Below are 24,725 nucleotides of genomic sequence, written 5' to 3'. Positions count from 1 at the left end.
GAGGTCCCCGGGGTCGTATCCCTGTCCTTCGGTAATGGGATCCGACCCCTGACGCATGGAAAGTGATGCAATTCTCACTTCATAATCGGGCACAGTGGCCGATATCCCCTTCGAGCCTCGCGCCGACGCGTGCTGGCGCCCGCCCCTGACCGTAGATTCCATGTCCGACGGCAACGACACTGCAGTGCATGATGTCCACGCGGCTGATGCCGCTGACGAACGTTTCCTGGTCCGTAATCCCCGCCAGCTGCGGCAGCTGCTGCGATCGTTGATCGACCAGCGATCACTGATCAATGCGCATATCGACGGCCGCGACCGCTCGTTCCCGACCGCGCTGCTTGAACTCGACGAGGGCGACGACACCCTGCTGCTCGATGGCAGCCCGCAGGAGGCGTCCAACCGCGCCGCCGAACAGGCCGACCATCTGCTGTGCTTTGCCCAGCTCGAACGCGTGCTGGTGCGGTTCCGCCTGCAGGCACTGCAACGTGTGGACAACGACGGCCACGTCGCCTTCCGTGCCCCTCTGCCGGACGAACTGGTCCATCTGCAGCGACGTGAGATGTACCGGCTGGAGACGCCAGTCACCGATTCGCCCCAGCTGCTGATCCCCGCCGGCGAGAGCCGTGCCGAAGCGCTGTCGATGCGGGTGGTGGACATCAGTGGCGGCGGCCTGGCGGTGGCCGTACCTACCGACTGCGCGGTGTTCAGCCTGCAGAAGCGCTACCCGGCGATGCTGTCGCTGCCCGACGGCCCCGACCTGGAGATCGAGCTGGTCGTCTGCAACCTGCTGCCGCAGCGCCAGCCCAATGGTATCGAGATCAAGCGCGTGGGCATGCGCTTCGACATCCTGCCGCGTGGCGCCGACAGTGCCATCCAGCGCTACATCTTCCGCATCGACCGCCAGCGCAAGGCGCGCCGCAACGGCGAGCTGTAAGGCCTCCCGACCGGTAGTGCCGGCCGCTGGCCGGCAATGGCCGCATCCACATTGTTGCCAGGTTGCCGGCCAGCGCCCGGCACTAGCGCTTCCCGTGTAGATCCACGCCATGCGTGGATGCCCCCATCTTCCCCGGTAGATCCACGCCATGCGTGGATGTCTTCCCCGGCACCTAAAGTCCCCCGACGAGGGGCCGATATCGAGCCTGACACCGGGACTTCCGGCAGAACCAGGACCCCTCGATGAACGACAAGACCAGCTCCGCCGCCAGCGCCGGTGGCGAATTCCTCAGCTTCACCCTCGGTGCCGAGCACTACGGCGTGGACATCCTCAAGGTCCAGGAAATCCGCGGCTATGACGCGGTGACCCGGGTCCCGGATGCACCGGACTACATCAAGGGCGTGATCAACCTGCGCGGCACCATCGTTCCGGTGATCGACCTGCGCCTGAAGCTGCGCCTGGACGATGCCCGCTACGACGCCTTCACCGTGATGATCGTGCTGAACGTCGACGACCGCGTGGTCGGCATCGTCGTCGACAGCGTCTCGGACGTGATCCCGCTGTCGGCCGAGCAGATCCGCCCGACCCCTGAATTCGGCGCCGCCGTCGATACCCGCTTCATCTCCGGCATCGGCACGCAGGACGACCGCATGCTGATCCTGCTCGACATCGAGACTCTGCTGGACAGCGCCGACATGGGCCAGGCCAGCGTCGTTGAAGACGCCGCTGCCTGATCGAACGGACCTGCTTCACGTTCTGGTCACAAACCCCTTCAGTTCCCTCCGGCAGTGCCGATAGGGGGACAGAAGCCGGTCGCGCAGGAGCGCGCAGAACCGGAACGACCATCACCATCCCCGGAGATACACCTCGATGAAGTCCCTGCTTGCGTTCGTTTCGGCCGCTGTCCTGGCCACCACTGCTTCCGCCGCGTTCGCCCAGTCGGCCGACATGATCCCGCCGGAACTGGCACCGCGCTCGGTCGGCAAGGACGGCATGGTCTGCGGCAAGGTCGAGAAGGCCCGCTATGCAGAAGGTTCCGAAGGCCAGCCGACCTTCCTGTACATGGGCGGCGCCTTCCCGCGCCACACCTTCTCGGCCCGCATCGCTGGCGAGAACCGCGGCAAGTTCTCCTTCCCGCTGGAAACCCTGGAAGGCAAGACCGTCTGCGTGATCGGCAAGATCCAGCGCGACGCCTCGCGCGCCGAAATCGAAGTCAGCTCGCCGGCCGGCCTGAAGCTGGCAAACATCAAGTAATCCGCTGTCCGTCGAACCACGCCGGACCTGGTGCCGGCGTGGTTTCTGCTGCAACCGGGCCCGATGCCCGGGCGCGTCTGCCTTAGGAGCTCGCAACGCCCATGCCGTGGATCAACAACCTGAAACTGATGCCGAAGCTGCTGCTGACCTTCGGTGTCCTCCTGCTGGTGATGCTGCTGCAGGGTATCGTCGCCTATCGCGGCCTGCACTCGCTGAACAACGTCACCACCGAGCTGGCGGGTTCTCGCATGGAGAGCATCCGCATGGCCGGCGAGATGCGCGGCATGCTGGGTGAATACCGCAACGCCGCCTATCAGCAGCTGATCCGCGCCAGTGACGACGTCAAGGCTGATGCACGCAAGCAGACCGTCGAGCTGCGTACCAGCATGGACAAGTCGATCAAGGACTATCCGAAGCTGGTCGACAACGCACAGCAGAAGAAGCTGTTCGACACCTTCGCCAAGGAGTGGAAGGATGCCCTGGCCTCCTATGACAGCGTCACCGAGATGCTGGAACTGGACCTGCCGGACGACGCCATCGATACCTTCGTCGGCGAGACCCGCACCAAGCACCGCAAGGCCGCTTCGGCGCTGGAAGCGCTGATCACCGAAGACAACCGCCTCGCCCGCGCCTCGCGCGAAGAGGCCGAATCCACCTACTCCGCCTCGGCCGTGCTGACCGTGATCGCCCTGCTGGGCGGCGCCGCACTCGGCCTGGTGCTGGTCTGGCTGTTTGCCCGTGCCCTGGTCGGCAGCGTGCGCGGCGCCGTCTCGGTTGCCAACGATGTGGCCGGCGGCAAGCTCGATGGCCACATCGACGTCAGCCGCCAGGACGAAGTGGGCGAACTGATGCAGGCGATGCAGCGCATGCAGCGCGACCTGCGCGAGCGCACCGAAACCGACCAGGCCATCGCCCGCGAGAACCTGCGCATCCGCACCGCGCTGGACTACAGCTCCACCGGCGTGTACCTGACCGACACCAGCAATACCATCGTCTACACCAATCGCGCCCTGCAACAGACCCTGAGCCAGTACCAGGACGACGTGCGCCGTGACCTGCCGGACTTCGACGCGCAGGCCTCGCTGATCGGCAAGCCGGTCACCGTGCTGGAGCATCGCGGCGAGATGGACCAGACCCTGCTGGGCAACCTGAAGGCACACGGCGTCGCCCGTCGCCCGATGCAGTACGGCGACGCCCAGTTCGCCCAGGTGGTTTCCACCATCCGCAATGAAGGCGGCGACACCGTCGGCTACGTGGTGGAATGGCGCGACCGCACCCAGGAAGCGCAGGTGGAAGCCGAAGTGGCCCGCGTGATCGCCCAGGCCGCCGCTGGCGACCTGTCCGGCCGCATCGATGCCACCGACAAGGAAGGCTTCTTCCTGCAGCTGGCCCAGCAGATCAACGGCCTGCTGGATGCCAACGCCGGCAGCATCGAACAGATCTCCGGCCTGCTCGCCGCGCTGTCGCAGGGTGACCTGACCGTGCGCATGCACGGCGACTACCAGGGCGTGTTCGCCCGTATGCGAGACGACGCCAACGCCACCGCCGCGCAGCTGAGCGAGATCGTCACCCGCATCAAGCAGTCCAGCCGCGCGATCAGCTCGGCCGCCGGCGAGATCGCCTCGGGCAACAGTGACCTGTCGCGCCGCACCGAGCAGCAGGCCGCCAACCTGGAAGAAACCGCCGCCTCGATGGAGGAGCTGACCTCGACCGTTCGCCAGAACGCCGAGCATGCCCGCCAGGCCAACCAGCTCGCCATCGGCGCGCACGGCGTGGCCTCGCAGGGCGGTGAAGTGGTCGGCCAGGTGGTCACCACCATGTCGGCCATCCAGGCTTCGTCGAAGAAGATCTCGGAGATCATTTCGGTCATCGACGGGATCGCCTTCCAGACCAACATCCTGGCGCTGAACGCCGCGGTGGAAGCCGCACGCGCCGGCGAACAGGGCCGTGGCTTTGCCGTGGTCGCCAGCGAAGTGCGTACCCTCGCCCAGCGCTCGGCCGCCGCGGCCAAGGAGATCAAGGGCCTGATCGATGATTCGGTCGGCAAGGTCAACGACGGCTCGGCACTGGTGCACAAGGCCGGCGCCACCATGGGCGAGATCGTCGCCTCGGTGCAGCGCGTGACTGACATCATGGCCGAGATCTCTGCGGCTTCGCAGGAACAGAGTGCTGGCATCGAGCAGGTCAACCAGACCGTGGTGCAGATGGACGAAACCACCCAGCAGAACGCCGCGCTGGTGGAAGAAGCCACCGCCGCCGCACGCGCAATGGAAGAACAGGCCGGTCACCTCAGCGAGGCCGTGTCGATCTTCGTGGTGGATGAAGCCGAGACCGTGGTTGCCCCGCGCATCGCCGCTGCCCCGGTCCCGCGTGCTGCCGCACCGGCCGCACCGGCCCCGGTCGCCCCGCCGGCCCGCCGCACCGCCGGTGGTCGCCCCATGGCCACCGAACTGGCCGATGGAGACTGGCAGGAATTCTGATGCCTGCCTGACCTGATGTACGAGAACGCCCTGGCCCTGCGCTGGGGCGTTTTTGTTTACGGGGTATCTGGATATCCAGCCAACGGCGAAGCCCCTCGGGGGGGTCGCGGTAGGCGCGTGGCTACTGAGGGTTGGCCGGGAGGGTGGGCTGCGCAGGGGCCGCTGCAAGTACGTCCATGTAAGCTCGGTCGCCGCATCCATGCGGCTCACGCCCCTGCGCAGCCCACCCTCCCGGCCACGGACAGTTTCCGTGCGCGTCCACCCCGGATTGAAGAAAGAAGAGCAAGAGCAACAGCACCGCTTCCGGGTTCAGATTCGCTTTCCGCAGGAAAACGGATCTGCCCCCTCTTCCCACTTGGAAAGCCAACGCTCTTGCCGTCCGTCACTGGAATGCCGAGCGGGCTGGGTCGGGGGGGGCTGGCGGGACCGTTGGCGCCATGGATGGCGCCATCGAGCCCCCAAGGACGGGTTTACGGCGTGTCCCGCCAGCCTACCCCGATCCAGCCACCCACTGAAAATTCAGAGCCGACCAACCGCCGTTGCTGTTGCTGTTGCTGTTGCTGTTGCTTCAAAAGCCTGCCGCAGGCAGCGCCGCAGCCGCCGCTGCAAGGAAACCTGAATACGTTCGGACACCGCACCTCAATCCCCCGCCCGCGCGGCCGATAACGGGGTTGTCACCGCTTGTCCCGCTGTGACCGGCACGGCGCCGCCCGCCCGCTTCGACCTGGTCCTGCTCGATGAATCTCATGCATCGCTGGCAACACTACTTCAGCAACCTCTCCGTCCGGCGCAAGCTCAACCTGCTGACGCTGCTCATCGCGCTTGGCGTGATCGCGCTCTCGGTGATCGCCGCCCGCATGCAGTACCTCGACCTGACCGAGACCCGCAAGACCGCGCTGAAGACCCAGGTCGAACTCAGCTACGGCATCCTCCAGCACTACCATCGCCTGGCCGGTACCGGCGAGCTCAGCGAGGACGCTGCCAAGGCCGCCGCCCTGCAGGCGCTGGAAGTGATGCGCGCCGATAACGATGCCTACTACTTCAACATCTACGACACCGGCTACCGCCTGCTGATGCACCCGTTCCGCAAGGACCTGGTCGGCAAGGACATGAAGGACTTCCGCACCGACGACGGCGTGCGCATCTACTACGACCAGGTGGAAGCAGCCAAGGCCGGTGGCGGCTTCGTCAACTACCGCTGGGCCAAGCCCGGCAGCAAGGGCGAGGTCGAGAAGGTGGCTTACGCCGGCCTGTTCGCGCCCTGGAACTGGGTGGTCAGCAGTGGCGTCTACATGGACGACGTGCAGAAGCAGGCACTGGTGTTCACCGCTATCATGGCCGTCTCCGGTGGCGTGCTGGTACTGATCGTGCTGGCCCTGAGCTGGCTCATCGGCAACCGCATCGCCATACCGCTGAAGCAGGCAACGGCCGTCGCCGAGGGTATCGCCCGCGGCAAGCTGGACAGCCACATCGGCCCGCAGCCGCATGACGAGACCGGCCGCCTGCTGGACGCCATGTCGGGCATGCAGCAGCAGCTGCACGCGGTGATCAGCGGCCAGCGCGAGATGGCGCGTCGCCACGACGGCGGCGAACTGAGCTACCGCATCGATGCCAGCGCCTTCCCCGGCGAGTATGGGCTGATGGTGCAGGAAACCAATGCTCTGGTCGGCGGCCACGTGCAGACCCTGCACGATGTGCTGGACGTGGTGCAGCAGTACGCGGTGGGCGATCTGAGCCGCGACGTCGCGCGCTACCCCGGCGAGAAGGCCGCGATGACCACCACCGTCGACACGGTCAAGGCCAACCTCGGCCGCATCAACGCCGAGATCAAGCAGCTGGCCAGTGCCGCCGCCGCAGGCGACTTCAGCCGCCGTGGCGACGCGCAGCGCTTCGATCACGATTTCCGCCTGATGCTGGAAAACCTCAACGCGATGATGGCGGTCAGCGATGACAACCTCGGCAAGCTCTCGCAGCTGCTGTCGGCCATCGCCGAAGGCGACCTGACCGCGCGCATGCACGGCGACTACCAGGGCGTGTTCGCACGCATGCGGGACGACGCCAACACCACCGTCACCCAGCTGACCCAGATCGTCGGCCAGATCCAGGCCAGCGCCGGCAGCATCACCCTGGCCGCCGGTGAGATCGCTTCGGGCAACAGTGACCTGTCGCGCCGTACCGAGCAGCAGGCAGCGAACCTGGAAGAGACCGCCGCGTCGATGGAGGAACTGACCTCCACCGTGCGCCAGAACGCCGAACACGCCCGCCAGGCCAATCAGCTGGCGATCGGCGCGCAGGGTGTTGCTTCCCAAGGCGGCAGCGTGGTCGGCCAGGTGGTCAACACCATGTCGGCCATCGAAGCTTCGTCGAAGAAGATCGCCGAGATCATCTCGGTCATCGACGGCATCGCCTTCCAGACCAACATCCTGGCGCTGAACGCCGCAGTGGAAGCCGCACGTGCCGGCGAACAGGGCCGCGGCTTCGCCGTGGTCGCCAGCGAAGTGCGTACCCTCGCCCAGCGCTCGGCCGCCGCGGCCAAGGAGATCAAGGGCCTGATCGATGATTCGGTCGGCAAGGTCGCCGAAGGCTCCAGCCTTGTGCACCAGGCCGGCAGCACCATGGGCGAGATCGTCGCCTCGGTGCAGCGCGTGACCGACATCATGGCCGAGATCTCCGCGGCTTCGCAGGAGCAGTCGGCTGGCATCGAGCAGGTCAACCAGACCGTGGTGCAGATGGACGAAACCACCCAGCAGAATGCTGCGCTGGTGGAAGAAGCCACCGCCGCCGCACGTGCGATGGAAGAACAGGCTGGCCAGCTGGCCGACGCCGTGGCGATCTTCCGCCTGGACAACCAGGTCTCGGCCGCGATGAAGGCAGTGGCCGCGCGTGTCGAGCCGGTGCATGTTGCCGCCGCCGTGGCGCGTCCGCGGCCGGCTCCGACGCCAGCACCGGTCCGCCGCAGCAGCAACGCCAGCACCTTCGTCGCCAGCGACAGCGACTGGCAGGAATTCTGAGACCCACCCGCGGCGGCTTCGGCCGCCGCCTCTGCCGATGGACACGTCCCCCGTGCAAAGTCCTACTCCCATCGTCACCGGCCCGCGCGAATTCGAGTTCGCCGACCGTGATTTCCGCCGCGTCTGCGACCTGATCTACCAGCGCGTGGGCATCGCCCTCGCCCCGGCAAAACGCGACATGGTCTATGGCCGCCTGTCGCGCCGCCTGCGCACGCTGGGCATGCGCAGCTTTCAGCAGTATCTGGACCATCTGGAGCAGGAAGACGGTGACGAATGGCAGGCGTTCACCAACGCCCTGACCACCAACCTGACCTCGTTCTTCCGCGAACCGCACCACTTCGACAAGCTGCGCGAGGAGCTGCAGCAGCGCGCCAGCCGCACGCCGCTGCTGCTGTGGTCGTGCGCCGCCTCCACCGGCGAAGAGCCCTACTCGATGGCGATCACCGCCTGCGAAGCCTTCGGCACCCTGAAGCCACCGGTACGCATCATCGCCACCGACGTCGATACCCAGGTGCTGGCCACGGCCGGCCGTGGCGTCTACAACATCGACCGCGTCACCAGCCTCGACCCGGACCTGCGCCGCCGCTACTTCCAGCGCGGCAGCGGCCCCAACGAGGGCCAGTGCCGCGTGCTGCCGGCACTGCGCGAGCTGATCGAGTTCCGTCCGCTGAACCTGCTCGCGCCGCGCTACGACGTCGGTGGCCCGTTCGATGCGCTGTTCTGCCGCAACGTGATGATCTACTTCGACAAGCCGACCCAGCGCGCGATCCTGGGCCGGCTGGTGCAGCACCTGTCCGACGATGGCCTGCTCTACACCGGCCACTCGGAGAACTACCTGCACGCCGCCGACCTGATCCAGCCCTGCGGACGCACCCTGTACCGCCGTGCGGCAAAGGCCGGCGCATGAACGCATCGCTGCGTACCGATGATGTGATGCGTTACCAGGACGCGCGCTTCAAGACCATTGCGGCCAAGCTGCTGCCGACCCAGTACCTGGTGGTCGACGACACCACCGCGCTGACCACTACACTCGGCTCCTGCGTGGCCGCCTGCCTGCGCGACCCGGTGCTGAAGATCGGCGGCATGAACCACTTCCTGCTGCCCGAAGGCAACGCCGGCGATGGCGCACCCGCGCGCTACGGCAGCTACGCGATGGAACTGCTGATCAACGACATGCTCAAGCGCGGCGCGCACCGCAAGCGCATCGAGGCCAAGGTGTTCGGCGGCGCCAACGTGCTCAAGGGGTTCACCAGCAATCCGGTCGGCACCCGCAACGCCGAGTTCGTGCGCCAGTACCTGCAGGCCGAGCACATTCCGATCATTGCCGAGGACCTGTGCGGCATTCATCCGCGCAAGATCTGGTTCTTCGCCGATACCGGCCGCGTGGTGGTGCAGCGCCTGCCGCACGCACACGAAGCCGAAGTGGCCGCGACCGAATCGGCGGTGCGTGCACGCCTGTCCAAGGCCCCGGTCACCGGCGGCGTGGAGCTGTTCGAATGACCCTGACCGGCAACGCCCCCTGCCGGGTCCTGATCGTCGACGACTCCGCCGTCGTGCGCCAGATGCTCACGGAAATCCTGTCCAGCGATCCCGCCATTGACGTGGTCGGCACCGCCGCCGACCCGCTGCTGGCGCGCGAGAAGATCAAGCGCCTGGCCCCGGACGTGATCACGCTGGACGTGGAAATGCCGCGCATGGACGGCCTGGCGTTCCTGGAAAACCTGATGCGCCTGCACCCGCTGCCGGTGGTGATGATCTCCTCGCTGACCGAACGCGGCGCCGACACCACCCTGCAGGCACTGGCGTTGGGTGCTGTGGATTTCGTCTCCAAGCCGAAACTGGACGTGGCGCGCGGCCTGCAGGGCTACGCCGACGAGATCATCGCCAAGGTCAAGATGGCGGCGCGCTCACGGGTGCGCCCGCTGGTGCGTGCGGCCGCTCCGAAACTCCTGCTGGAAGCAGCTCCTGCAATGCGGCCAGCTGCACCGCAGTTCCGCACCACCGACCGGCTGATCGCGATCGGCTCATCGGCCGGTGGCACCGAAGCGCTGCGTGTGGTGCTGGAAGGCATGCCCGCCGACGCGCCCGCCGTGGTAATGACCCAGCACCTGCCGGCCAGCTTCAGCAGCGCCTTCGCCGAACGCCTGGACCGGCACTCGGCGATGGCCGTGCGCGAAGCCAGCGACGGCGAAGCCGTGCTGCCGGGCCACGCCTACCTGCCACCGGGTGGCAAGCACCTGCGCATCATCCGCGACGGTGCGCGCTGGCGCTGCCGGGTCGACGACGGCCCGGCCGTGAACCGGCACAAGCCCGCGGTGGATGTGCTGTTCCGCTCAGTCGCGCAGAACGCCGGCGGTAACGCCATCGGTGCCATTCTCACCGGCATGGGCGATGACGGTGCACGCGGCCTGCTGGAAATGCGTCAGGCCGGCGCACCGACGCTGGTGCAGGACGAGGCCACCAGTGTGGTCTGGGGCATGCCCGGTGCCGCGTTCAAGCTCGGCGCCGCCGAGGAACAGGTGCCGCTGGAACGGATTGCGGAACGGTTGCTGGCGCTGGCGCGCGGCTGATTGCGCGCCCCGGCTCAAGGACTCCGCTTGCAGTAGATCCACGCCATGCGTGGATGCCGTTGTAGAGTCGAGCCACGCTCGACTCATCGCGCATGGCGCGAACAGCAGCCAAGCATGGACTCGGTGCTACAGGCCATCAGGCAACAAAAAAAAACCCGGCTTTCACCGGGGGTTCTTCGTTTCAACGGGTTGCCGGCCAGCGGCCGGCACTACCATGCGTCGTCCGCTCACAAAAAACCCCCGGCACGAGCCGGGGGTCTTCAGTTACCGCATCAGGCAGCAACCGTCTTGGCCACGTCCTGGTATTCCTCGATCTGGTCGAAGTTCATGTAGCGGTAGATCTCCGCACCATTGGCGTTGATCACGCCGATGTCCGCCATGTACTCCTCCTTGGTCGGGATGCGGCCCAGACGCGAGCAGATCGCCGCCAGTTCCGCCGAACCCAGGTACACGTTGGTGTTGCGGCCCAGGCGGTTCGGGAAGTTGCGGGTCGAGGTCGACATCGCGGTGGAACCTTCGCGGATCTGCGCCTGGTTGCCCATGCACAGCGAGCAGCCCGGCATTTCCATGCGTGCACCGGTGGCGCCGAAGGTGCCGTACACGCCTTCCTTGGTCAGCTCCGAGGCATCCATCTTGGTCGGCGGGGCCACCCACAGGCGGGTCGGCAGGTCACGCTTGCCTTCCAGCAGCTTGGCAGCCGCACGGAAGTGACCGATGTTGGTCATGCACGAACCGATGAACACTTCGTCGATCTTGGCGCCGGCCACTTCGGACAGGGTCTTCACGTCGTCCGGGTCGTTCGGGCAGGCCACGATCGGCTCATGGATGTCGGCCAGGTCGATCTCGATGACAGCGGCGTACTCGGCGTCGGCATCCGGCTCCAGCAGCTCCGGGTTGGCCAGCCACGCTTCCATCTTCTCGATACGGCGCTGCAGCGAACGCGGGTCCTGGTAACCCTCGGCGATCATCCACTTCAGCAGGGTGATGTTGCTGTTGAGGTACTCGATGATCGGCTCCTTGTTCAGGCGCACCGAGCAACCGGCCGCCGAACGCTCGGCCGAGGCGTCGGACAGTTCGAACGCCTGTTCGACCTTCAGCTCCGGCAGGCCTTCGATTTCCAGGATGCGACCGGAGAAGATGTTCTTCTTGCCAGCCTTGGCCACGGTCAGCAGGCCCGACTTGATCGCGTACAGCGGAATCGCGTTGACCAGGTCACGCAGGGTCACGCCCGGCTGCATCTTGCCCTTGAAGCGCACCAGCACCGACTCCGGCATGTCCAGCGGCATCACGCCGGTGGCAGCGGCGAAGGCGACCAGGCCCGAACCGGCCGGGAACGAAATGCCCACCGGGAAACGGGTGTGCGAGTCACCACCGGTGCCGACGGTGTCCGGCAGCAGCATGCGGTTGAGCCAGCTGTGGATCACGCCGTCGCCGGGGCGCAGCGAGACGCCGCCACGGGTGGAGATGAACTCCGGCAGGGTGTGGTGGGTCTTCACGTCCACCGGCTTCGGGTAAGCGGCGGTGTGGCAGAACGACTGCATCACCAGGTCGGCCGAGAAGCCCAGGCAGGCCAGGTCCTTCAGCTCGTCACGGGTCATCGGGCCGGTGGTGTCCTGTGAGCCGACCGAGGTCATCTTCGGTTCGCAGTAGGTGCCCGGGCGCATGCCCTGGCCTTCCGGCAGGCCACAGGCGCGGCCGACCATCTTCTGCGCCAGCGAGAAGCCCTTGCCGGTATCGACCGGCTGCACCGGCAGGCGGAACAGGTCGGTCGGGGCCAGGCCCAGCGCTTCACGCGCCTTGCCGGTCAGGCCACGGCCGATGATCAGCGGAATGCGGCCACCGGCGCGCACTTCGTCGAACAGCACTTCGGACTTGACCTGGAACTCGGCGATCACTTCACCGTTCTTCAGCGCCTTGCCTTCGTACGGACGCAGCTCGACCACATCGCCGTGCTCCATCTTCGACACGTCCAGCTCGATCGGCAGTGCACCGGCATCTTCCATGGTGTTGTAGAAGATCGGGGCGATCTTCGAACCCAGGCAGACGCCACCGGCGCGCTTGTTCGGGATGAACGGAATGTCATCACCGGTCCACCACAGCACGCTGTTGGTGGCCGACTTGCGCGAGGAACCGGTGCCGACCACGTCGCCGACGTAGGCGACCAGGTGACCCTTGTCCTTCAGCGACAGGATCTGCTGGATCGGGCCGCGCTTGCCGTCCTCTTCCGGGGTAAACGGCGCGTCGTCGCGCTTGTTCTTCAGCATCGCCAGGGCGTGCATCGGAATGTCCGGGCGGGTGGTTGCGTCCGGCGCCGGCGACAGGTCGTCGGTGTTGGTTTCGCCCGGCACCTTGAACACGGTGACGGTCAGGCTCTGCGGCACTTCCGGGTTGCTGGTGAACCACTCGGCGTCGGCCCAGCTCTGCAGCACGGCCTGGGCGTTGGCGTTGCCGGCCTTGGCCTTTTCCTGCACATCGTGGAAGGCATCAAATACCAGCAGAGTCTTCTTCAGACCGTTGGCGGCGATGGTGCCGACGCTGGCGTCGTCCAGCAGCTGCACCAGCGGGGCGACGTTGTAACCGCCGAGCATGGTGCCCAGCAGTTCGGTGGCGCGCTCACGGCTGATCAGGGGGTTCTGCTCGCTGCCCAGGGCGATCGCCGCCAGGTACGAGGCCTTGACCTTGGCCGCGTCATCGACGCCGGCCGGCACGCGGTGGGTCAGCAGGTCGAGCAGGAACTCGGCCTCGCCCTGCGGCGGGTTCTTCAGCAGTTCGATGACATCGGCCGTCTGCTGCGCGCTCAGCGGCAGCGGCGGGATGCCAAGCGCAGCGCGCTCGGCGACGTGGTGGCGGTAGGCTTCCAACATGACAACTCCCGGGTAATGCGTAGGTTGAAAAAAAGTGGGCTCAGGCTTGCGGCACGATCAGCTTCAGGCCCTTGAAGTAGTCGCGGTAAAACGTGTCGTTCCAGGTGATCAGGCCATCGCACTGCAGCAGTGCGTGGGCGCCGACCATGAATTCGTCCAGGCTGCGGCGGCTGCCGCTGCGCTGGCGGTGGCGGCGGTGCATCTCGCCGGCGCGCAGCGCCGACTTGGCTTCCATCGGGTTGAAGTGCACGCCCATTTCTTCCAGCGCTTCGAGCACCTCGGCACCGCCACGCAGCGATGCGCAGACCTCGGCCAGGGTCGCGCCGCAGACCACCACGCGGCCACCGACCAGGCTCTGCCTGAGGATGGCTTCCACGGCATCGGCCTGCGGGCCATTGCTGAGCAGCTCGACCAGCACCGGAGAGTCGACGGCGATCATCACGGATTATTCCTCGTCACGCACCGCACGTACCGCTGCGTCGGACGATTCGAAACCGTCCAGCGCGAACTTGCCGCGCGCCCGTGAAATGGCATCGTCAACACTCTTGCGCAGGATGATGCGGCTGCCGTCCAGCTCGACCTTCAGCAGCGTGCCCTTGGTCAGGCCGAGGGCATCACGCACCGCCTTGGGCAGGGTGATCTGTCCGCGTTCTGCAACAGTGGCTTCCATCGGTAGGCCCTCCAGAGTATGCACAAATTATACATACTTCCCTGGGCATACTTCCACCCTGAACAGGACCGGCAACCCGCCAGCCCTTGCCTCGCAAAGGATCGGCCACAAACGTGACATACGCCATACACCTTCCCCTGTAGTCTGGAACCGATGCCGCAGGCCGGAACCCGGCCCGGATGAATCCATTCAGTCTGGGGTTCATACTGGGACCACCGGGGCCGTCAGGCCCGCGGCGACCGCAAGCAGGTCCGCCCATGCGCGGGCCACTGCAAGCCATCCGCAAGAAGGAGTTACCCCGCATGAGCGATTCGTTCTCCACCCGCAGCCAGCTGAACGTCGGCGGCAAGACCTACGACTACTTCAGCCTGCCCACGCTGGGCCAGCGCTTCGATATCTCCCACCTGCCCTACTCGATGAAGATCCTGCTGGAGAACCTGCTCCGGCACGAGGACGGCGGCATCACCGTCGGCAAGGACCACATCGAAGCCGTGGCCCGCTGGAACCCGGCGGCCGAGCCGGACACCGAAATCGCCTTCATGCCGGCGCGCGTGGTCCTGCAGGACTTCACCGGCGTGCCCTGCGTGGTCGACCTCGCCGCGATGCGCGACGCGGTGGTCAAGCTCGGCGGCTCGCCTGAGCAGATCAACCCGCAGATTCCCTCCGAACTGGTCATCGACCACTCGGTGCAGGTCGACGTGTTCGGCAAGCCGGACGCGCTGGACCTCAACGGCAAGATCGAGTTCCAGCGCAACCAGGAACGCTACGGCTTCCTGCGCTGGGGCCAGAAGGCCTTCGACAACTTCAAGGTAGTGCCGCCGAACACCGGCATCGTCCACCAGGTGAACCTGGAGAACCTGGCCCGCGTGGTGATGACGGCGGACAAGGACGGCAAGGCGGTCGCCTACCCCGATACCGTGTTCGGTACCGACAGCCACACCACCATGATCAACGGCATCGGCGTGCTGGGCTGGGGCGTGGGCGGCATCGAAGCGGAGGCGGCCATGCTCGGCCAGCCGTCGTCGATGCTGATCCCGCAGGTGGTCGGCTTCAAGCTGACCGGCAAGCTGCCCGAGGGCGCCACCGCCACCGACCTGGTGCTGACCGTCACCCAGATGCTGCGCAAACTGGGCGTGGTCGGCAAGTTCGTCGAGTTCTTCGGTGACGGCCTGCAGCACCTGCCGCTGGCCGACCGCGCCACCATCGGCAACATGGCCCCGGAATACGGCGCCACCTGCGGCATCTTCCCGATCGACGCCGAGTCGCTGAACTACCTGCGCCTGTCCGGCCGCAGCGAAGAGCAGATCGATCTGGTTGAAGCCTATGCCAAGGCGCAGGGCCTGTGGCACGAACCGGGCAGCCCGCACGCGCAGTACAGCACCACGCTGGAACTGGACATGGGCACGGTGAAGCCGTCGCTGGCCGGCCCGAAGCGTCCGCAGGACCGCGTGCTGCTGGAAGACGTGCAGAAGAACTACCGCGAAGCCCTGGTTGGCCTGACCACCAACCGTGACAAGCGCAGCGACGATGTCTCCTCGTTCGTCAACGAAGGCGGCGGTGCCGCGGTCGGCAACGAGCAGCTGGCCAAAGGCTACGCCGACATCGAAACCGAAGAAGGCCGCAAGGTCCGCCTGAAGGACGGCGCGGTGGTCATCGCGGCCATCACCTCGTGCACCAACACCTCCAACCCGGCGGTGATGATCGGTGCTGGCCTGCTGGCCCGCAACGCGGCCGCCAAGGGCCTGAACCGCCAGCCGTGGGTGAAGACCTCGCTCGGCCCAGGTTCGCGCGTGGTCACCGATTACCTGGAAAAGGCCGGCGTACTGAAGGAGCTGGAAAAGATCGGCTTCTACGTGGTCGGCTACGGCTGCACCACCTGCATCGGCAACTCCGGCCCGCTGCCGACCGAAGTCAGCGCCGGCATCGCCACCGGCGACCTGGTGGTCACCTCGGTGCTGTCGGGCAATCGCAACTTCGAGGGCCGCGTGCACCCCGAAGTGAAGATGAACTACCTGGCCAGCCCGCCGCTGGTGGTGGCCTACGCCATCGCCGGCACCACCGACATCGACCTGACCACCCAGCCGCTGGGTACCGGCAGCGATGGCCAGCCGGTGTTCCTGCGCGACATCTGGCCGAGCAACAAGGAAATCGGCGACGTCATCGCCGCCACCATCGGCCCGGAGATGTTCAAGCAGAACTACGCCGACGTGTTCAAGGGTGATACCCGCTGGAACACCATCGCCTCGCCGGACGGCAACCTGTACGCGTGGAGCGATGCGTCCACCTACATCAAGAACCCGCCGTACTTCGATGGCATGACCATGCAGACCGGCAGCATCGACGATGTGCACGGTGCACGCGTGATGGGCCTGTTCGGCGATTCGATCACCACCGACCACATCTCCCCGGCCGGCAACATCAAGAAGGACTCGCCGGCAGGCCGCTTCCTGCAGGAGCGCGGCGTGCAGCCGGCCGACTTCAACAGCTACGGCAGCCGCCGCGGCAACGATGACGTGATGGTCCGCGGCACCTTCGCCAACATCCGTATCAAGAACCTGATGTTCGGTGGCGAGGAAGGCGGCAACACCCTGTACTACCCGGCCGGTGGCGGCCAGCCGGAAAAGCTGGCGATCTACGATGCGGCCATGAAGTACAAGGCTGACAAGGTGCCGCTGGTGGTGTTGGCCGGCAAGGAATACGGCACCGGCTCGTCGCGTGACTGGGCGGCCAAGGGCACCCTGCTGCTGGGGGTGAAGGCGGTCGTGGCAGAGAGCTTCGAGCGCATCCACCGCTCCAACCTGGTCGGCATGGGCGTGCTGCCGCTGCAGTTCCGCAACGGCGAGAACGCACAGAGCCTGGGCCTGGACGGTTCGGAAGTGATCGACATCACCGGCCTGCAGGACGGTGCCAGCAAGCGCGCCACGGTTACCGCGACCAAGGCCGACGGCACCAAGAAGACCTTCGAAGTCTCGGTGATGCTGCTGACCCCGAAGGAAGTGGAGTACTTCCGTCATGGCGGCCTGCTGCAGTACGTGCTGCGCCAGCTGGCCAGCAAGTAACGCGTCACCTGTAGAGCCGAGCCTGCGCTCGGCTACATTGCCACAGCATCAGCCGAGCATGGCTCGGCTCTACAACACGAAGAAGGGCCGGATCCTCGCGGATCAGGCCCTTCCTGTTTCTCCGCAGCCAGGCATGGCCTGGCTCTACTGCGTCACCGACGGCATCGGGATAGATGCCAGGTGCCCGATCACCGGCGCGGTGCGTCCGGGTCGGTGCGCAGTGCCTTCAGCAGGCCCCACATGTAGAACGCCAGGGTGAACGAGAACGGCAGGCCGCACAGCACCACCGCGGTCTGCATCGCACTGAAGTTGCCGGCCAGCAGCAGGCCGACGCTGGCCACGGTGATGCCGGCCGCCCAGAACACGCGCAGCCAGATCGGCGCGTCATGGCCGTCTTCCACGCCATCGTCAACGCGACGGGTGCACAGGTTGGCGATCATCAGCGTGCCCGAATCGACCGGGGTCAGGAACAGCACGAAGCCGATCACCACCGCGGCACCGGCCACGTACGGCGCGCCGGGCAGGTATTCCAGCAGCTTGAACAGCGTCATCGCCGCATCGTGCTGGGCCACATCACCCAGGATCGCCTGGCCGTGATTGAGCACCAGGTCGATGGCGGTATTGCCGAAGATCGACAGCCACGCCAGGGTGAAGCCGAGCGGGATCAGCAGCACGCCCATGATCACTTCGCGGATGGTGCGACCACGCGAGATGCGCGCCACGAAAAGACCGACGAACGGCGCCCAGGCGATCCACCACGCCCAGTAGAACAGCGTCCACGAGCCCATCCACTCACGGCCCTTCGGGTCGTTGAGGTACATGTCGAAGCTCTTGCGCACGAATGCGCCGAGATAATCGCCGGTGTTCTGGATCAGACCATCGAACAGGTGCAGGGTCGGGCCAGTGACCAGCACGAACAGCAGCAGGCCGCACAGCAGGCGCACGTTGAGGTTGGAGAGCCAGGCAATGCCCTTCTCCACGCCCGCCACCACGCCGATGGTGGCCACCACCATCATCACCAGCACGATCGCCACCAGCACCTGCGGCGTATCCGGAATATGGAACAGGTAGACCAGGCCGGACTGCACCACCAGCGCGCCGATGCCGAGGTTGGTCACCATTGAGATCAGCGTGGCAAGGATGCCGAAGCCATCGACCATGTCGCCGATGCGGCCATGGATGCGCTCACCGAAGATCGGGTACAGCGCCGAGCGCAGCGCCAGCGGCAGGTCGCGGCGGTAGGCGAAATAGCCCAGCGCCACGCCGACCAGCGCATACAGCGCCCAGCCGTGCAGGCCCCAGTGCAGGAAGGTCAGCACCATCGCCTCGCGGCCGGCGGCCACGGTACCGCCGGGCTGCCCGGGCGGATTGAGGAAATGGTCCAGCGGCTCATAGGCGCCGTAGTACAGCAGCGCGATGCCGATGCCGGCCGAGAACAGCATCGACACCCAGGCCACGTAGCCGAACGCCGGTGATTCCTCGTTGTGGCCCAGGCGGATGCGGCCATACGGTGAGAACGCCAGCCACAGCACGAAGCCCAGGCACAGCACGATCAGCAGCATGTACCACCAGCCGAACGCCGCCGAGACTTCGGCCTGCGCCCACTGCAGCCAGTGCTCGCTGCTTTCGGGATAAAGAACGGTGAGCAGCCCGAGGATGCCGATCGACACCGAAGAGCTGAAGAAGACAAAACGGTTCAAGCGCAGGGGCGAACGCTTGGGATGAGCCAGGGAAGACATGGGGTCGTCTCATCAAGTCCGAGGGGGCACATGGGCGGGGCCGGACCGGTAAACCGGGCCCATGGCGTGGGGCGCGAGCGCATCCTAGGGTTTATTGATTGAACGTTCAATCAATAAAAAGCATAATGGCGGGCAGCCCGATCCTTCGGGTCGCAATCCGTGGAGAGACAATGCCGAAGAAAGGCGTGGAACCGGTACGGCGCGAGCAGCTGATCCGGGCCACTTTCCAGACCATCGACGAGATCGGCATGGCCGATGCGACCGTCGCCACCATCGCGAAGAAAGCAGGGCTGTCCAGCGGCATCGTCGCCCACTACTTCGGCGACAAGGACGGCCTGCTCAATGCTGCAATGCGGCAGATCCTGCGTGAACTGAAGGACGCGGTCGCCCGCTACCGTGCCGACGCTGGTGACGACCCGCGCGAGCAGCTGCGCGCCATCGTCGATGGCAACTTCGACGACAGCCAGATCAACGGCACCGCGATGCGCGTCTGGCTGACCTTCTGGGCCGCCAGCATGCACCAGCCGGAACTGGCCCGGCTGCAGCGCGCCAACGACCAGCGCCTGTTCTCCAACCTGTGCCACCAGTTCAACCGCCTGCTGCCCCACCCGCAGGCCCGCCTGGCCGCCCGTGGCCTGGCCGCGATGATCGACGGCCTCTGGCTGCGCGGCAGCCTGGTCGGCGGCCAGTTCAACGCCGAGAAGTCCCGGCGCATTGCTTACGGCTACATCGACTTCCAGTTGCAGGCTGTCGCGCTATAAGCGCTTCAGCACCCGCCCCCTTCCAAGGAGTACGCCCCATGACCACCCTGCCCGTCCAACAGCTCTACATCCACGGCCAGCGCGTCGATGCCACCAGCGGCAAGACCTTCAGGACCGTGAACCCGGCCACCGGTGACGTGATCGCTGAAGTGCAGGTCGCCAGCCAGGCCGACGTCGAACGCGCCGTGCAGAGCGCGGCCGAAGGCCAGAAGGTGTGGGCGGCGATGACCGCCATGGAACGCTCGCGCATCCTGCGCCGCGCCGTCGAGATCCTGCGCGAGCGCAACGACGAACTGGCGTACCTGGAAACCCTGGACACCGGCAAGGCGCTGGCCGAAACCACCACCGTGGACATCGTCACCGGCGCCGACGTGGTCGAGTACTACGCCGGCCTGGCCACCGCCATCGAAGGCATCCAGCTGCCGCTGCGCGAATCGAGCTTCTTCTACACCCGCCGCGAGCCGCTGGGCGTGGTCGCCGGCATCGGCGCCTGGAACTACCCGATCCAGATCGCCATGTGGAAGTCGGCCCCGGCCCTGGCCGCCGGCAACGCGATGGTGTTCAAGCCGTCCGAAGTCACCCCGCTGACCGCGATCCGGCTGGCCGAGATCTACACCGAAGCCGGCGTGCCGGCTGGCGTGTTCAACGTCGTGCAGGGCCCGGGCCGCGAGATCGGCCAGTGGCTGACCGAGCACCCGGTGATCGAGAAGATCTCCTTCACCGGCGGCGTCGCCACCGGCAAGAAGGTCATGGCCAGTGCCGCATCCTCGTCGCTGAAGGAAGTGACCATGGAGCTGGGCGGCAAGTCGCCGCTGGTGATCTGCGATGACGCCGACCTCGACCGCGCCGCTGATATCGCGGTGATGGCCAACTTCTTCAGCTCCGGCCAGGTCTGCACCAACGGCACCCGCGTGTTCGTGCCGCGCAGCATGCTGGCCGCGTTCGAAGCCGCCGTGGTCGAGCGCGTCAAGCGCATCCGCATCGGCGACCCGATGGCCGCCGAGACCAACTTCGGCCCGCTGACCAGCTTCCCGCACATGGAAAACGTGCTGCGCTACATCGAAAGCGGCAAGGCCGAAGGCGCCCGCCTGCTGACCGGCGGCGGCCGTGCCACCGAAGGCGCGCTGGCCAATGGCGCCTACGTGCTGCCGACCGTGTTCTCCGACTGCCGCGATGACATGACCATCGTCAAGGAAGAGATCTTCGGGCCGGTGATGAGCATCCTTGCCTACGACGACGAAGACGAAGTGGTGCGTCGTGCCAACGACACCACCTTCGGCCTCGCCGCCGGCGTAGTCAGCAAGGACGTCAGCCGCGCCCACCGCATCATCCACCGCCTGGAAGCCGGCATCTGCTGGATCAACACCTGGGGCGAATCGCCGGCCGAAATGCCGGTCGGCGGCTACAAGGAATCCGGCGTCGGCCGTGAGAACGGCCTCTCCACCCTCGGCCACTACACCCGCATCAAGTCGGTGCAGGTGGAACTGGGCGACTACGCCAGCGTGTTCTGATCGGCGCGCCCCGAGCGCGCACCTTCGTCCGGCCACCGCGCCGATCCGACATTCCGCCGGGACGCCTGCATGCAGCGCGCCCCGGCCTGCAGGAGACACCCATGAGCACCCATAACGAGTACGACTACATCATCATCGGCGCCGGTTCGGCCGGCAACGTGCTGGCCACCCGCCTCACCGAAGATGCCGATGTCAGCGTGCTGCTGCTGGAAGCCGGTGGCCCGGACTACCGGCTCGACTTCCGTACCCAGATGCCGGCGGCACTGGCCTTCCCGCTGCAGGGCAAGCGCTACAACTGGGCGTACAAGACCGATCCCGAGCCCTTCATGAACAACCGCCGCATGGACTGCGGCCGTGGCAAGGGGCTGGGTGGCTCGTCGCTGATCAACGGCATGTGCTACATCCGCGGCAACGCGATGGACTACGACAACTGGGCCAGCATGCCCGGCCTGGAAGACTGGACCTACCTGGACTGCCTGCCGTACTTCCGCAAGGCCGAAACCCGTGACATCGGCCCCAACGACTACCACGGTGGCGAAGGTCCGCTGCGGGTGACCACGCCGAAGGCCGGCAACAACGAGCTGTTCGCCGCGATGGTCGAGGCCGGCGTGCAGGCCGGCTACCCGCGCACCGACGACCTCAACGGCTACCAGCAGGAAGGCTTCGGCCCGATGGACCGCACGGTGACCCCGAAGGGCCGTCGTTCCAGCACCGCCCGTGGCTACCTGGACCTGGCCAAGCCGCGCCCGAACCTGACCATCGTCACCCACGCGCTGACCGACCGCATCCTGTTCTCGGGCAAGCGTGCGGTGGGCGTGCAGTGGCTGCACAACGACCAGCCGCAGCGTGCCACCGCCCGCCGCGAAGTGCTGCTGTGTGGCGGCGCCATCGCCTCGCCGCAGATCCTGCAGCGCTCGGGCGTCGGCCCGGCCGACCTGCTGCGCAGCCTCGACATCGACCTGGTGCACCACCTGCCGGGCGTCGGCGCCAACCTGCAGGATCACCTGGAGATGTACCTGCAGTACGAGTGCAAGAAACCCGTCTCGCTGGCCCCGGCTCTGAAGCTGTACAACCAGCCGGCCATCGGTGCCGAGTGGCTGTTCCTGGGCACCGGCATCGGCGCCAGCAACCAGTTCGAGGCCGGTGGCTTCATCCGCAGCGACGCCGAATTCGACTGGCCGAACCTGCAGTATCACTTCCTGCCGGTGGCGATCAATTACAACGGCTCCAACCCGATCAAGGCACACAGCTTCCAGATGCACGTCGGTTCGATGCGCTCGCCCAGCCGCGGCCGCATCCACGTGCGTTCGAAGGATCCGCGCGAACATCCGAGCATCCTGTTCAACTACATGTCGCACGACCAGGACTGGCGCGAGTTCCGCGCGGCGATCCGGATCACCCGCGAGATCTTCGCGCAGCCGGCACTGGCGCCGTACAGCGGCCGCGAGATCTCGCCGGGCAGCGCACTGCAGACCGATGCGCAGATCGATGCGTTCGTCCGCGAGCATGCCGAGACCGCCTACCACCCGTCGTGCTCGAACAAGATGGGCCATGCCGATGACCCGATGGCGGTGGTCGACGGCCAGGGCCGCGTGCACGGGCTGGAAGGCCTGCGCATCGTCGATGCCTCGATCATGCCGCAGGTGGTGACCGGCAACCTCAACGCACCGACCATCATGATGGCCGAGAAGCTGGCCGACGTGATCCGTGGCCGCACCCCGCTGGCCCGCAGCACCGCGCCGTACTACAAGGCCAACGGCGCACCGGTACGCAAGCAGAGCTGACGCAAGCGCCCCGCTTGTGGCCACGGTACTGCCGGGCCCGGGGCCGCCACCCCCCCAAACCCCCAACAGCCCCCAGTGCCGCCCCCCGCCCGCCCGCGGCCCGCCACCCCCCGCAACCCCGACCGCCCGCAGAGGCCGCCCACCGGCCGGCATTACCAAGCAAAGAGGCCCTTCGGGGCCTCTTCGCGTTTTCCCTACGGCGGGGTATGCTGCAATGAACGGCCATTGTCGATACGCTCAGGGCCGTAACCTAAAACATCACGATTCCTGGAGGGGGAATATGAGTCTGGATCGTCCCTGGCTGCAGAGCTATCCGAAAGGCGTTCCCGCCGAAATCGACGTCAACGAATTCCATTCGGTCGCCTCGGTCTTCGACGCTTCCGTCGCGAAATTCCGCGACCGTCCCGCCTACTCCAGCTTCGGCAAGGTCCTCACCTATGGTGAGACGGACGCGCTGGTCACCCAGTTCGCCGCCTACCTGCTGGGTGAGCTCAAGCTCAAGAAGGGTGACCGCGTCGCCCTGATGATGCCCAACTGCCTGCAGTACCCGGTGGCCACCTTCGGCGTGCTGCGCGCCGGCCTGACCGTGGTCAACGTCAACCCGCTGTACACCGCGCGCGAACTCAAGCACCAGCTGGTTGATGCCGGCGTCAGTGCCCTGGTGGTGGTCGACAACTTCGGCGACACCGTCGAACAGGTCATCGCCGATACACCGGTCAAGCACGTGGTCACCACCGGCCTGGGCGACCTGCTCGGCGCCAAGGGCGCGATCGTCAACTTCGTGCTGAAGTACATCAAGAAGATGGTGCCCAACTACCACATCAAGGGCGCCGTCCGCTTCAAGCAGGCGCTCAAGCTGGGCAGCCGCCACGCGCTTCCGCCGGTCGAGATCGACCACGACGACATTGCCTTCCTGCAGTACACCGGCGGGACCACCGGCGTGGCCAAGGGCGCGATGCTGACCAACCGCAACCTGATCGCCAACATGCAGCAGGCGTCGGCGTGGCTGTCCACCTCGGGCATCGAGCCGGGCAAGGAAGTGATCATCACTGCCCTGCCGCTGTACCACATCTTCGCGTTGACCGCGAACGGCCTGGTCTTCATGAAGTTCGGTGGCTGCAACCACCTGATCACCAACCCACGCGACATGAAGGGCTTCGTCAAGGAGCTCAAGGGCACCCGCTTCACCGCCATCACCGGCGTCAACACGCTGTTCAACGGCCTGCTCAACACCCCGGGCTTCGACGAGATCGACTTCTCTTCGGTCAAATTCACCCTGGGCGGCGGCATGGCGGTGCAACGTGCCGTGGCCGAACGCTGGAAGAAGGTCACCGGCGTGACCCTGGTCGAAGCCTATGGCCTGACCGAGACCTCGCCCGCGGCCTGCATCAATCCGCTCACCCTGCCCGAGTACAACGGTGCCATCGGCCTGCCGATCCCGTCCACCGATGCCTGCATCAAGGACGACAACGGCAACATCCTGGCGCTGGGCGAAGTGGGCGAGCTGTGCATCAAGGGCCCGCAGGTGATGAAGGGCTACTGGCAGCGTCCGGAAGAAACCGCCACCGCCATCGATGCGGACGGCTGGCTGCACACCGGCGACATGGCGAAGATGGACGAACAGGGCTTCTTCTACATCGTCGACCGCAAGAAGGACATGATCCTGGTGTCCGGCTTCAACGTGTACCCGAATGAGGTCGAAGACGTCATCGCGATGATGCCGGGCGTGCTGGAAGTCGCCGCCGTCGGTGTCCCGGACGAAAAGTCCGGCGAAGTGGTCAAGGTCGTGATCGTGAAGAAGGACCCGAACCTGACCGCAGAAATGGTCAAGGAACATGCGCGGGCAAACCTGACCGGTTACAAGCACCCCAGAATCGTAGAATTCCGAAAGGAGCTGCCGAAGACCAACGTCGGCAAGATCCTCCGTCGCGAGCTGCGTGATACGCCCGCCCAGTAAGGGTTTCCGGGCAACGGGAGAGTACAGGGACCCCGCCGGAGACGGCGGGGTCTTTTTATTACCGGAACATGGCCGGTACAGCGCTTGCGGGCGGTTCACGACGGGTGCATAGAATCAGTCGCCGCCGCACG

General features: G+C 66.2%; 17 protein-coding genes. 13 read left to right on the top strand and 4 right to left on the bottom strand.

From position 1 onward, the window contains the following. Positions 1–160: 160 nt before the first annotated feature. From ABE423_RS05625 to ABE423_RS05590, 8 genes are all read left to right on the top strand, one after another. Positions 161–934, top strand: coding sequence for a flagellar brake protein (locus ABE423_RS05625; protein WP_346485319.1), 774 nt, complete (start codon positions 161–163; stop codon positions 932–934). A 242-nt stretch (positions 935–1,176) separates the two neighbouring features. Further along, on the top strand, positions 1,177–1,668 hold the full coding sequence (locus tag ABE423_RS05620; RefSeq protein ID WP_049401162.1) for a chemotaxis protein CheW: 492 nt from the start codon (positions 1,177–1,179) through the stop codon (positions 1,666–1,668). Positions 1,669–1,804: 136 nt separating this feature from the next. Further along, the gene (locus tag ABE423_RS05615) at positions 1,805–2,188 is read left to right on the top strand and encodes a hypothetical protein (RefSeq protein ID WP_010482470.1); all 384 of its coding nucleotides are present in this window, start codon (positions 1,805–1,807) and stop codon (positions 2,186–2,188) included. Between the two features lie 101 nt (positions 2,189–2,289). Next, positions 2,290–4,668, top strand: coding sequence for a methyl-accepting chemotaxis protein (locus ABE423_RS05610; RefSeq protein ID WP_346485316.1), 2,379 nt, complete (start codon positions 2,290–2,292; stop codon positions 4,666–4,668). 737 nt (positions 4,669–5,405) lie between these two features. Beyond that, the gene (locus tag ABE423_RS05605) at positions 5,406–7,679 is read left to right on the top strand and encodes a methyl-accepting chemotaxis protein (protein ID WP_346485314.1); all 2,274 of its coding nucleotides are present in this window, start codon (positions 5,406–5,408) and stop codon (positions 7,677–7,679) included. A 37-nt stretch (positions 7,680–7,716) separates the two neighbouring features. Beyond that, positions 7,717–8,586 carry a CheR family methyltransferase gene (locus ABE423_RS05600; protein WP_088025867.1) on the top strand — a complete coding sequence of 290 codons (870 nt, stop codon included), beginning with the start codon at positions 7,717–7,719 and terminating at the stop codon, positions 8,584–8,586. Further along, positions 8,583–9,179: a chemoreceptor glutamine deamidase CheD gene (gene cheD, locus ABE423_RS05595; protein WP_008264676.1), complete on the top strand. Its 597-nt coding sequence runs from the start codon at positions 8,583–8,585 to the stop codon at positions 9,177–9,179. Before ABE423_RS05600 ends, cheD begins: the two co-directional genes overlap by 4 nt. Continuing rightward, a complete protein-coding gene (locus ABE423_RS05590) occupies positions 9,176–10,249 on the top strand; it encodes a chemotaxis response regulator protein-glutamate methylesterase (RefSeq protein ID WP_108270017.1) in 1,074 nt (357 codons plus the stop codon). Before cheD ends, ABE423_RS05590 begins: the two co-directional genes overlap by 4 nt. A gap of 272 nt (positions 10,250–10,521) precedes the next feature. Here ABE423_RS05590 and acnB read toward each other — a convergent pair whose 3' ends face one another. Genes acnB through ABE423_RS05575 form a run of 3 tightly spaced genes read right to left on the bottom strand, consistent with a single transcriptional unit; the run spans position 10,522 to position 13,783 of the window. Continuing rightward, positions 10,522–13,113, bottom strand: a complete 2,592-nt coding sequence (gene acnB, locus ABE423_RS05585) for a bifunctional aconitate hydratase 2/2-methylisocitrate dehydratase (protein WP_049424625.1) — start codon at positions 13,111–13,113, stop codon at positions 10,522–10,524. Positions 13,114–13,153: 40 nt separating this feature from the next. Then, the gene (locus ABE423_RS05580; RefSeq protein WP_008267153.1) at positions 13,154–13,552 is read right to left on the bottom strand and encodes a type II toxin-antitoxin system VapC family toxin; all 399 of its coding nucleotides are present in this window, start codon (positions 13,550–13,552) and stop codon (positions 13,154–13,156) included. 6 nt (positions 13,553–13,558) lie between these two features. Beyond that, positions 13,559–13,783, bottom strand: coding sequence for an AbrB/MazE/SpoVT family DNA-binding domain-containing protein (locus ABE423_RS05575; protein ID WP_005409505.1), 225 nt, complete (start codon positions 13,781–13,783; stop codon positions 13,559–13,561). A gap of 302 nt (positions 13,784–14,085) precedes the next feature. Here ABE423_RS05575 and acnA point away from each other — a divergent pair, with 302 nt between their 5' ends. Beyond that, on the top strand, positions 14,086–16,842 hold the full coding sequence (acnA, locus tag ABE423_RS05570) for an aconitate hydratase AcnA (protein WP_346485310.1): 2,757 nt from the start codon (positions 14,086–14,088) through the stop codon (positions 16,840–16,842). A 188-nt stretch (positions 16,843–17,030) separates the two neighbouring features. On the opposite strand, the gene ABE423_RS05565 is transcribed toward acnA, so the two are convergent. Next, complete coding sequence (locus ABE423_RS05565; RefSeq protein ID WP_049424629.1) at positions 17,031–18,581, bottom strand: BCCT family transporter; 1,551 nt, start codon at positions 18,579–18,581, stop codon at positions 17,031–17,033. A 170-nt stretch (positions 18,582–18,751) separates the two neighbouring features. Between ABE423_RS05565 and betI the strand changes: the two genes are divergently transcribed. The 4 genes from betI (at position 18,752) to ABE423_RS05545 (ending at position 24,594) form a co-directional block, all read left to right on the top strand. Further along, positions 18,752–19,342, top strand: a complete 591-nt coding sequence (gene betI / locus ABE423_RS05560; protein WP_005416394.1) for a transcriptional regulator BetI — start codon at positions 18,752–18,754, stop codon at positions 19,340–19,342. Between the two features lie 38 nt (positions 19,343–19,380). Further along, the gene (gene betB, locus ABE423_RS05555) at positions 19,381–20,853 is read left to right on the top strand and encodes a betaine-aldehyde dehydrogenase (RefSeq protein WP_346485308.1); all 1,473 of its coding nucleotides are present in this window, start codon (positions 19,381–19,383) and stop codon (positions 20,851–20,853) included. A 101-nt stretch (positions 20,854–20,954) separates the two neighbouring features. Further along, positions 20,955–22,637, top strand: coding sequence for a choline dehydrogenase (gene betA, locus ABE423_RS05550; RefSeq protein WP_180837609.1), 1,683 nt, complete (start codon positions 20,955–20,957; stop codon positions 22,635–22,637). A 280-nt stretch (positions 22,638–22,917) separates the two neighbouring features. Further along, positions 22,918–24,594, top strand: coding sequence for a long-chain fatty acid--CoA ligase (locus tag ABE423_RS05545; protein WP_032129834.1), 1,677 nt, complete (start codon positions 22,918–22,920; stop codon positions 24,592–24,594). Positions 24,595–24,725: the final 131 nt, after the last annotated feature.

This window comes from Stenotrophomonas sp. TWI1409 (assembly GCF_039673015.1).
Taxonomy (GTDB): domain Bacteria; phylum Pseudomonadota; class Gammaproteobacteria; order Xanthomonadales; family Xanthomonadaceae; genus Stenotrophomonas; species Stenotrophomonas maltophilia_A.
Note: the sequence above shows the minus strand (reverse complement) of the source record. Positions and strands in the feature narration are given on the sequence as shown.

What these genes read in the sequence shown, in the direction of transcription:
- ABE423_RS05620 (WP_049401162.1), top strand. Translation starts at nt 1,177, where the DNA reads ATGAACGACAAGACCAGCTCCGCCGCCAGCGCCGGTGGCGAATTCCTC.
- cheD (WP_008264676.1), top strand. Translation starts at nt 8,583, where the DNA reads ATGAACGCATCGCTGCGTACCGATGATGTGATGCGTTACCAGGACGCG.
- ABE423_RS05590 (WP_108270017.1), top strand. Translation starts at nt 9,176, where the DNA reads ATGACCCTGACCGGCAACGCCCCCTGCCGGGTCCTGATCGTCGACGAC.
- ABE423_RS05615 (WP_010482470.1), top strand. Translation starts at nt 1,805, where the DNA reads ATGAAGTCCCTGCTTGCGTTCGTTTCGGCCGCTGTCCTGGCCACCACT.
- betB (WP_346485308.1), top strand. Translation starts at nt 19,381, where the DNA reads ATGACCACCCTGCCCGTCCAACAGCTCTACATCCACGGCCAGCGCGTC.
- acnA (WP_346485310.1), top strand. Translation starts at nt 14,086, where the DNA reads ATGAGCGATTCGTTCTCCACCCGCAGCCAGCTGAACGTCGGCGGCAAG.
- betI (WP_005416394.1), top strand. Translation starts at nt 18,752, where the DNA reads ATGCCGAAGAAAGGCGTGGAACCGGTACGGCGCGAGCAGCTGATCCGG.
- betA (WP_180837609.1), top strand. Translation starts at nt 20,955, where the DNA reads ATGAGCACCCATAACGAGTACGACTACATCATCATCGGCGCCGGTTCG.
- ABE423_RS05575 (WP_005409505.1), bottom strand. Translation starts at nt 13,783, where the DNA reads ATGGAAGCCACTGTTGCAGAACGCGGACAGATCACCCTGCCCAAGGCG.
- ABE423_RS05565 (WP_049424629.1), bottom strand. Translation starts at nt 18,581, where the DNA reads ATGTCTTCCCTGGCTCATCCCAAGCGTTCGCCCCTGCGCTTGAACCGT.
- ABE423_RS05610 (WP_346485316.1), top strand. Translation starts at nt 2,290, where the DNA reads ATGCCGTGGATCAACAACCTGAAACTGATGCCGAAGCTGCTGCTGACC.
- acnB (WP_049424625.1), bottom strand. Translation starts at nt 13,113, where the DNA reads ATGTTGGAAGCCTACCGCCACCACGTCGCCGAGCGCGCTGCGCTTGGC.
- ABE423_RS05625 (WP_346485319.1), top strand. Translation starts at nt 161, where the DNA reads ATGTCCGACGGCAACGACACTGCAGTGCATGATGTCCACGCGGCTGAT.
- ABE423_RS05580 (WP_008267153.1), bottom strand. Translation starts at nt 13,552, where the DNA reads ATGATCGCCGTCGACTCTCCGGTGCTGGTCGAGCTGCTCAGCAATGGC.
- ABE423_RS05605 (WP_346485314.1), top strand. Translation starts at nt 5,406, where the DNA reads ATGAATCTCATGCATCGCTGGCAACACTACTTCAGCAACCTCTCCGTC.
- ABE423_RS05600 (WP_088025867.1), top strand. Translation starts at nt 7,717, where the DNA reads ATGGACACGTCCCCCGTGCAAAGTCCTACTCCCATCGTCACCGGCCCG.
- ABE423_RS05545 (WP_032129834.1), top strand. Translation starts at nt 22,918, where the DNA reads ATGAGTCTGGATCGTCCCTGGCTGCAGAGCTATCCGAAAGGCGTTCCC.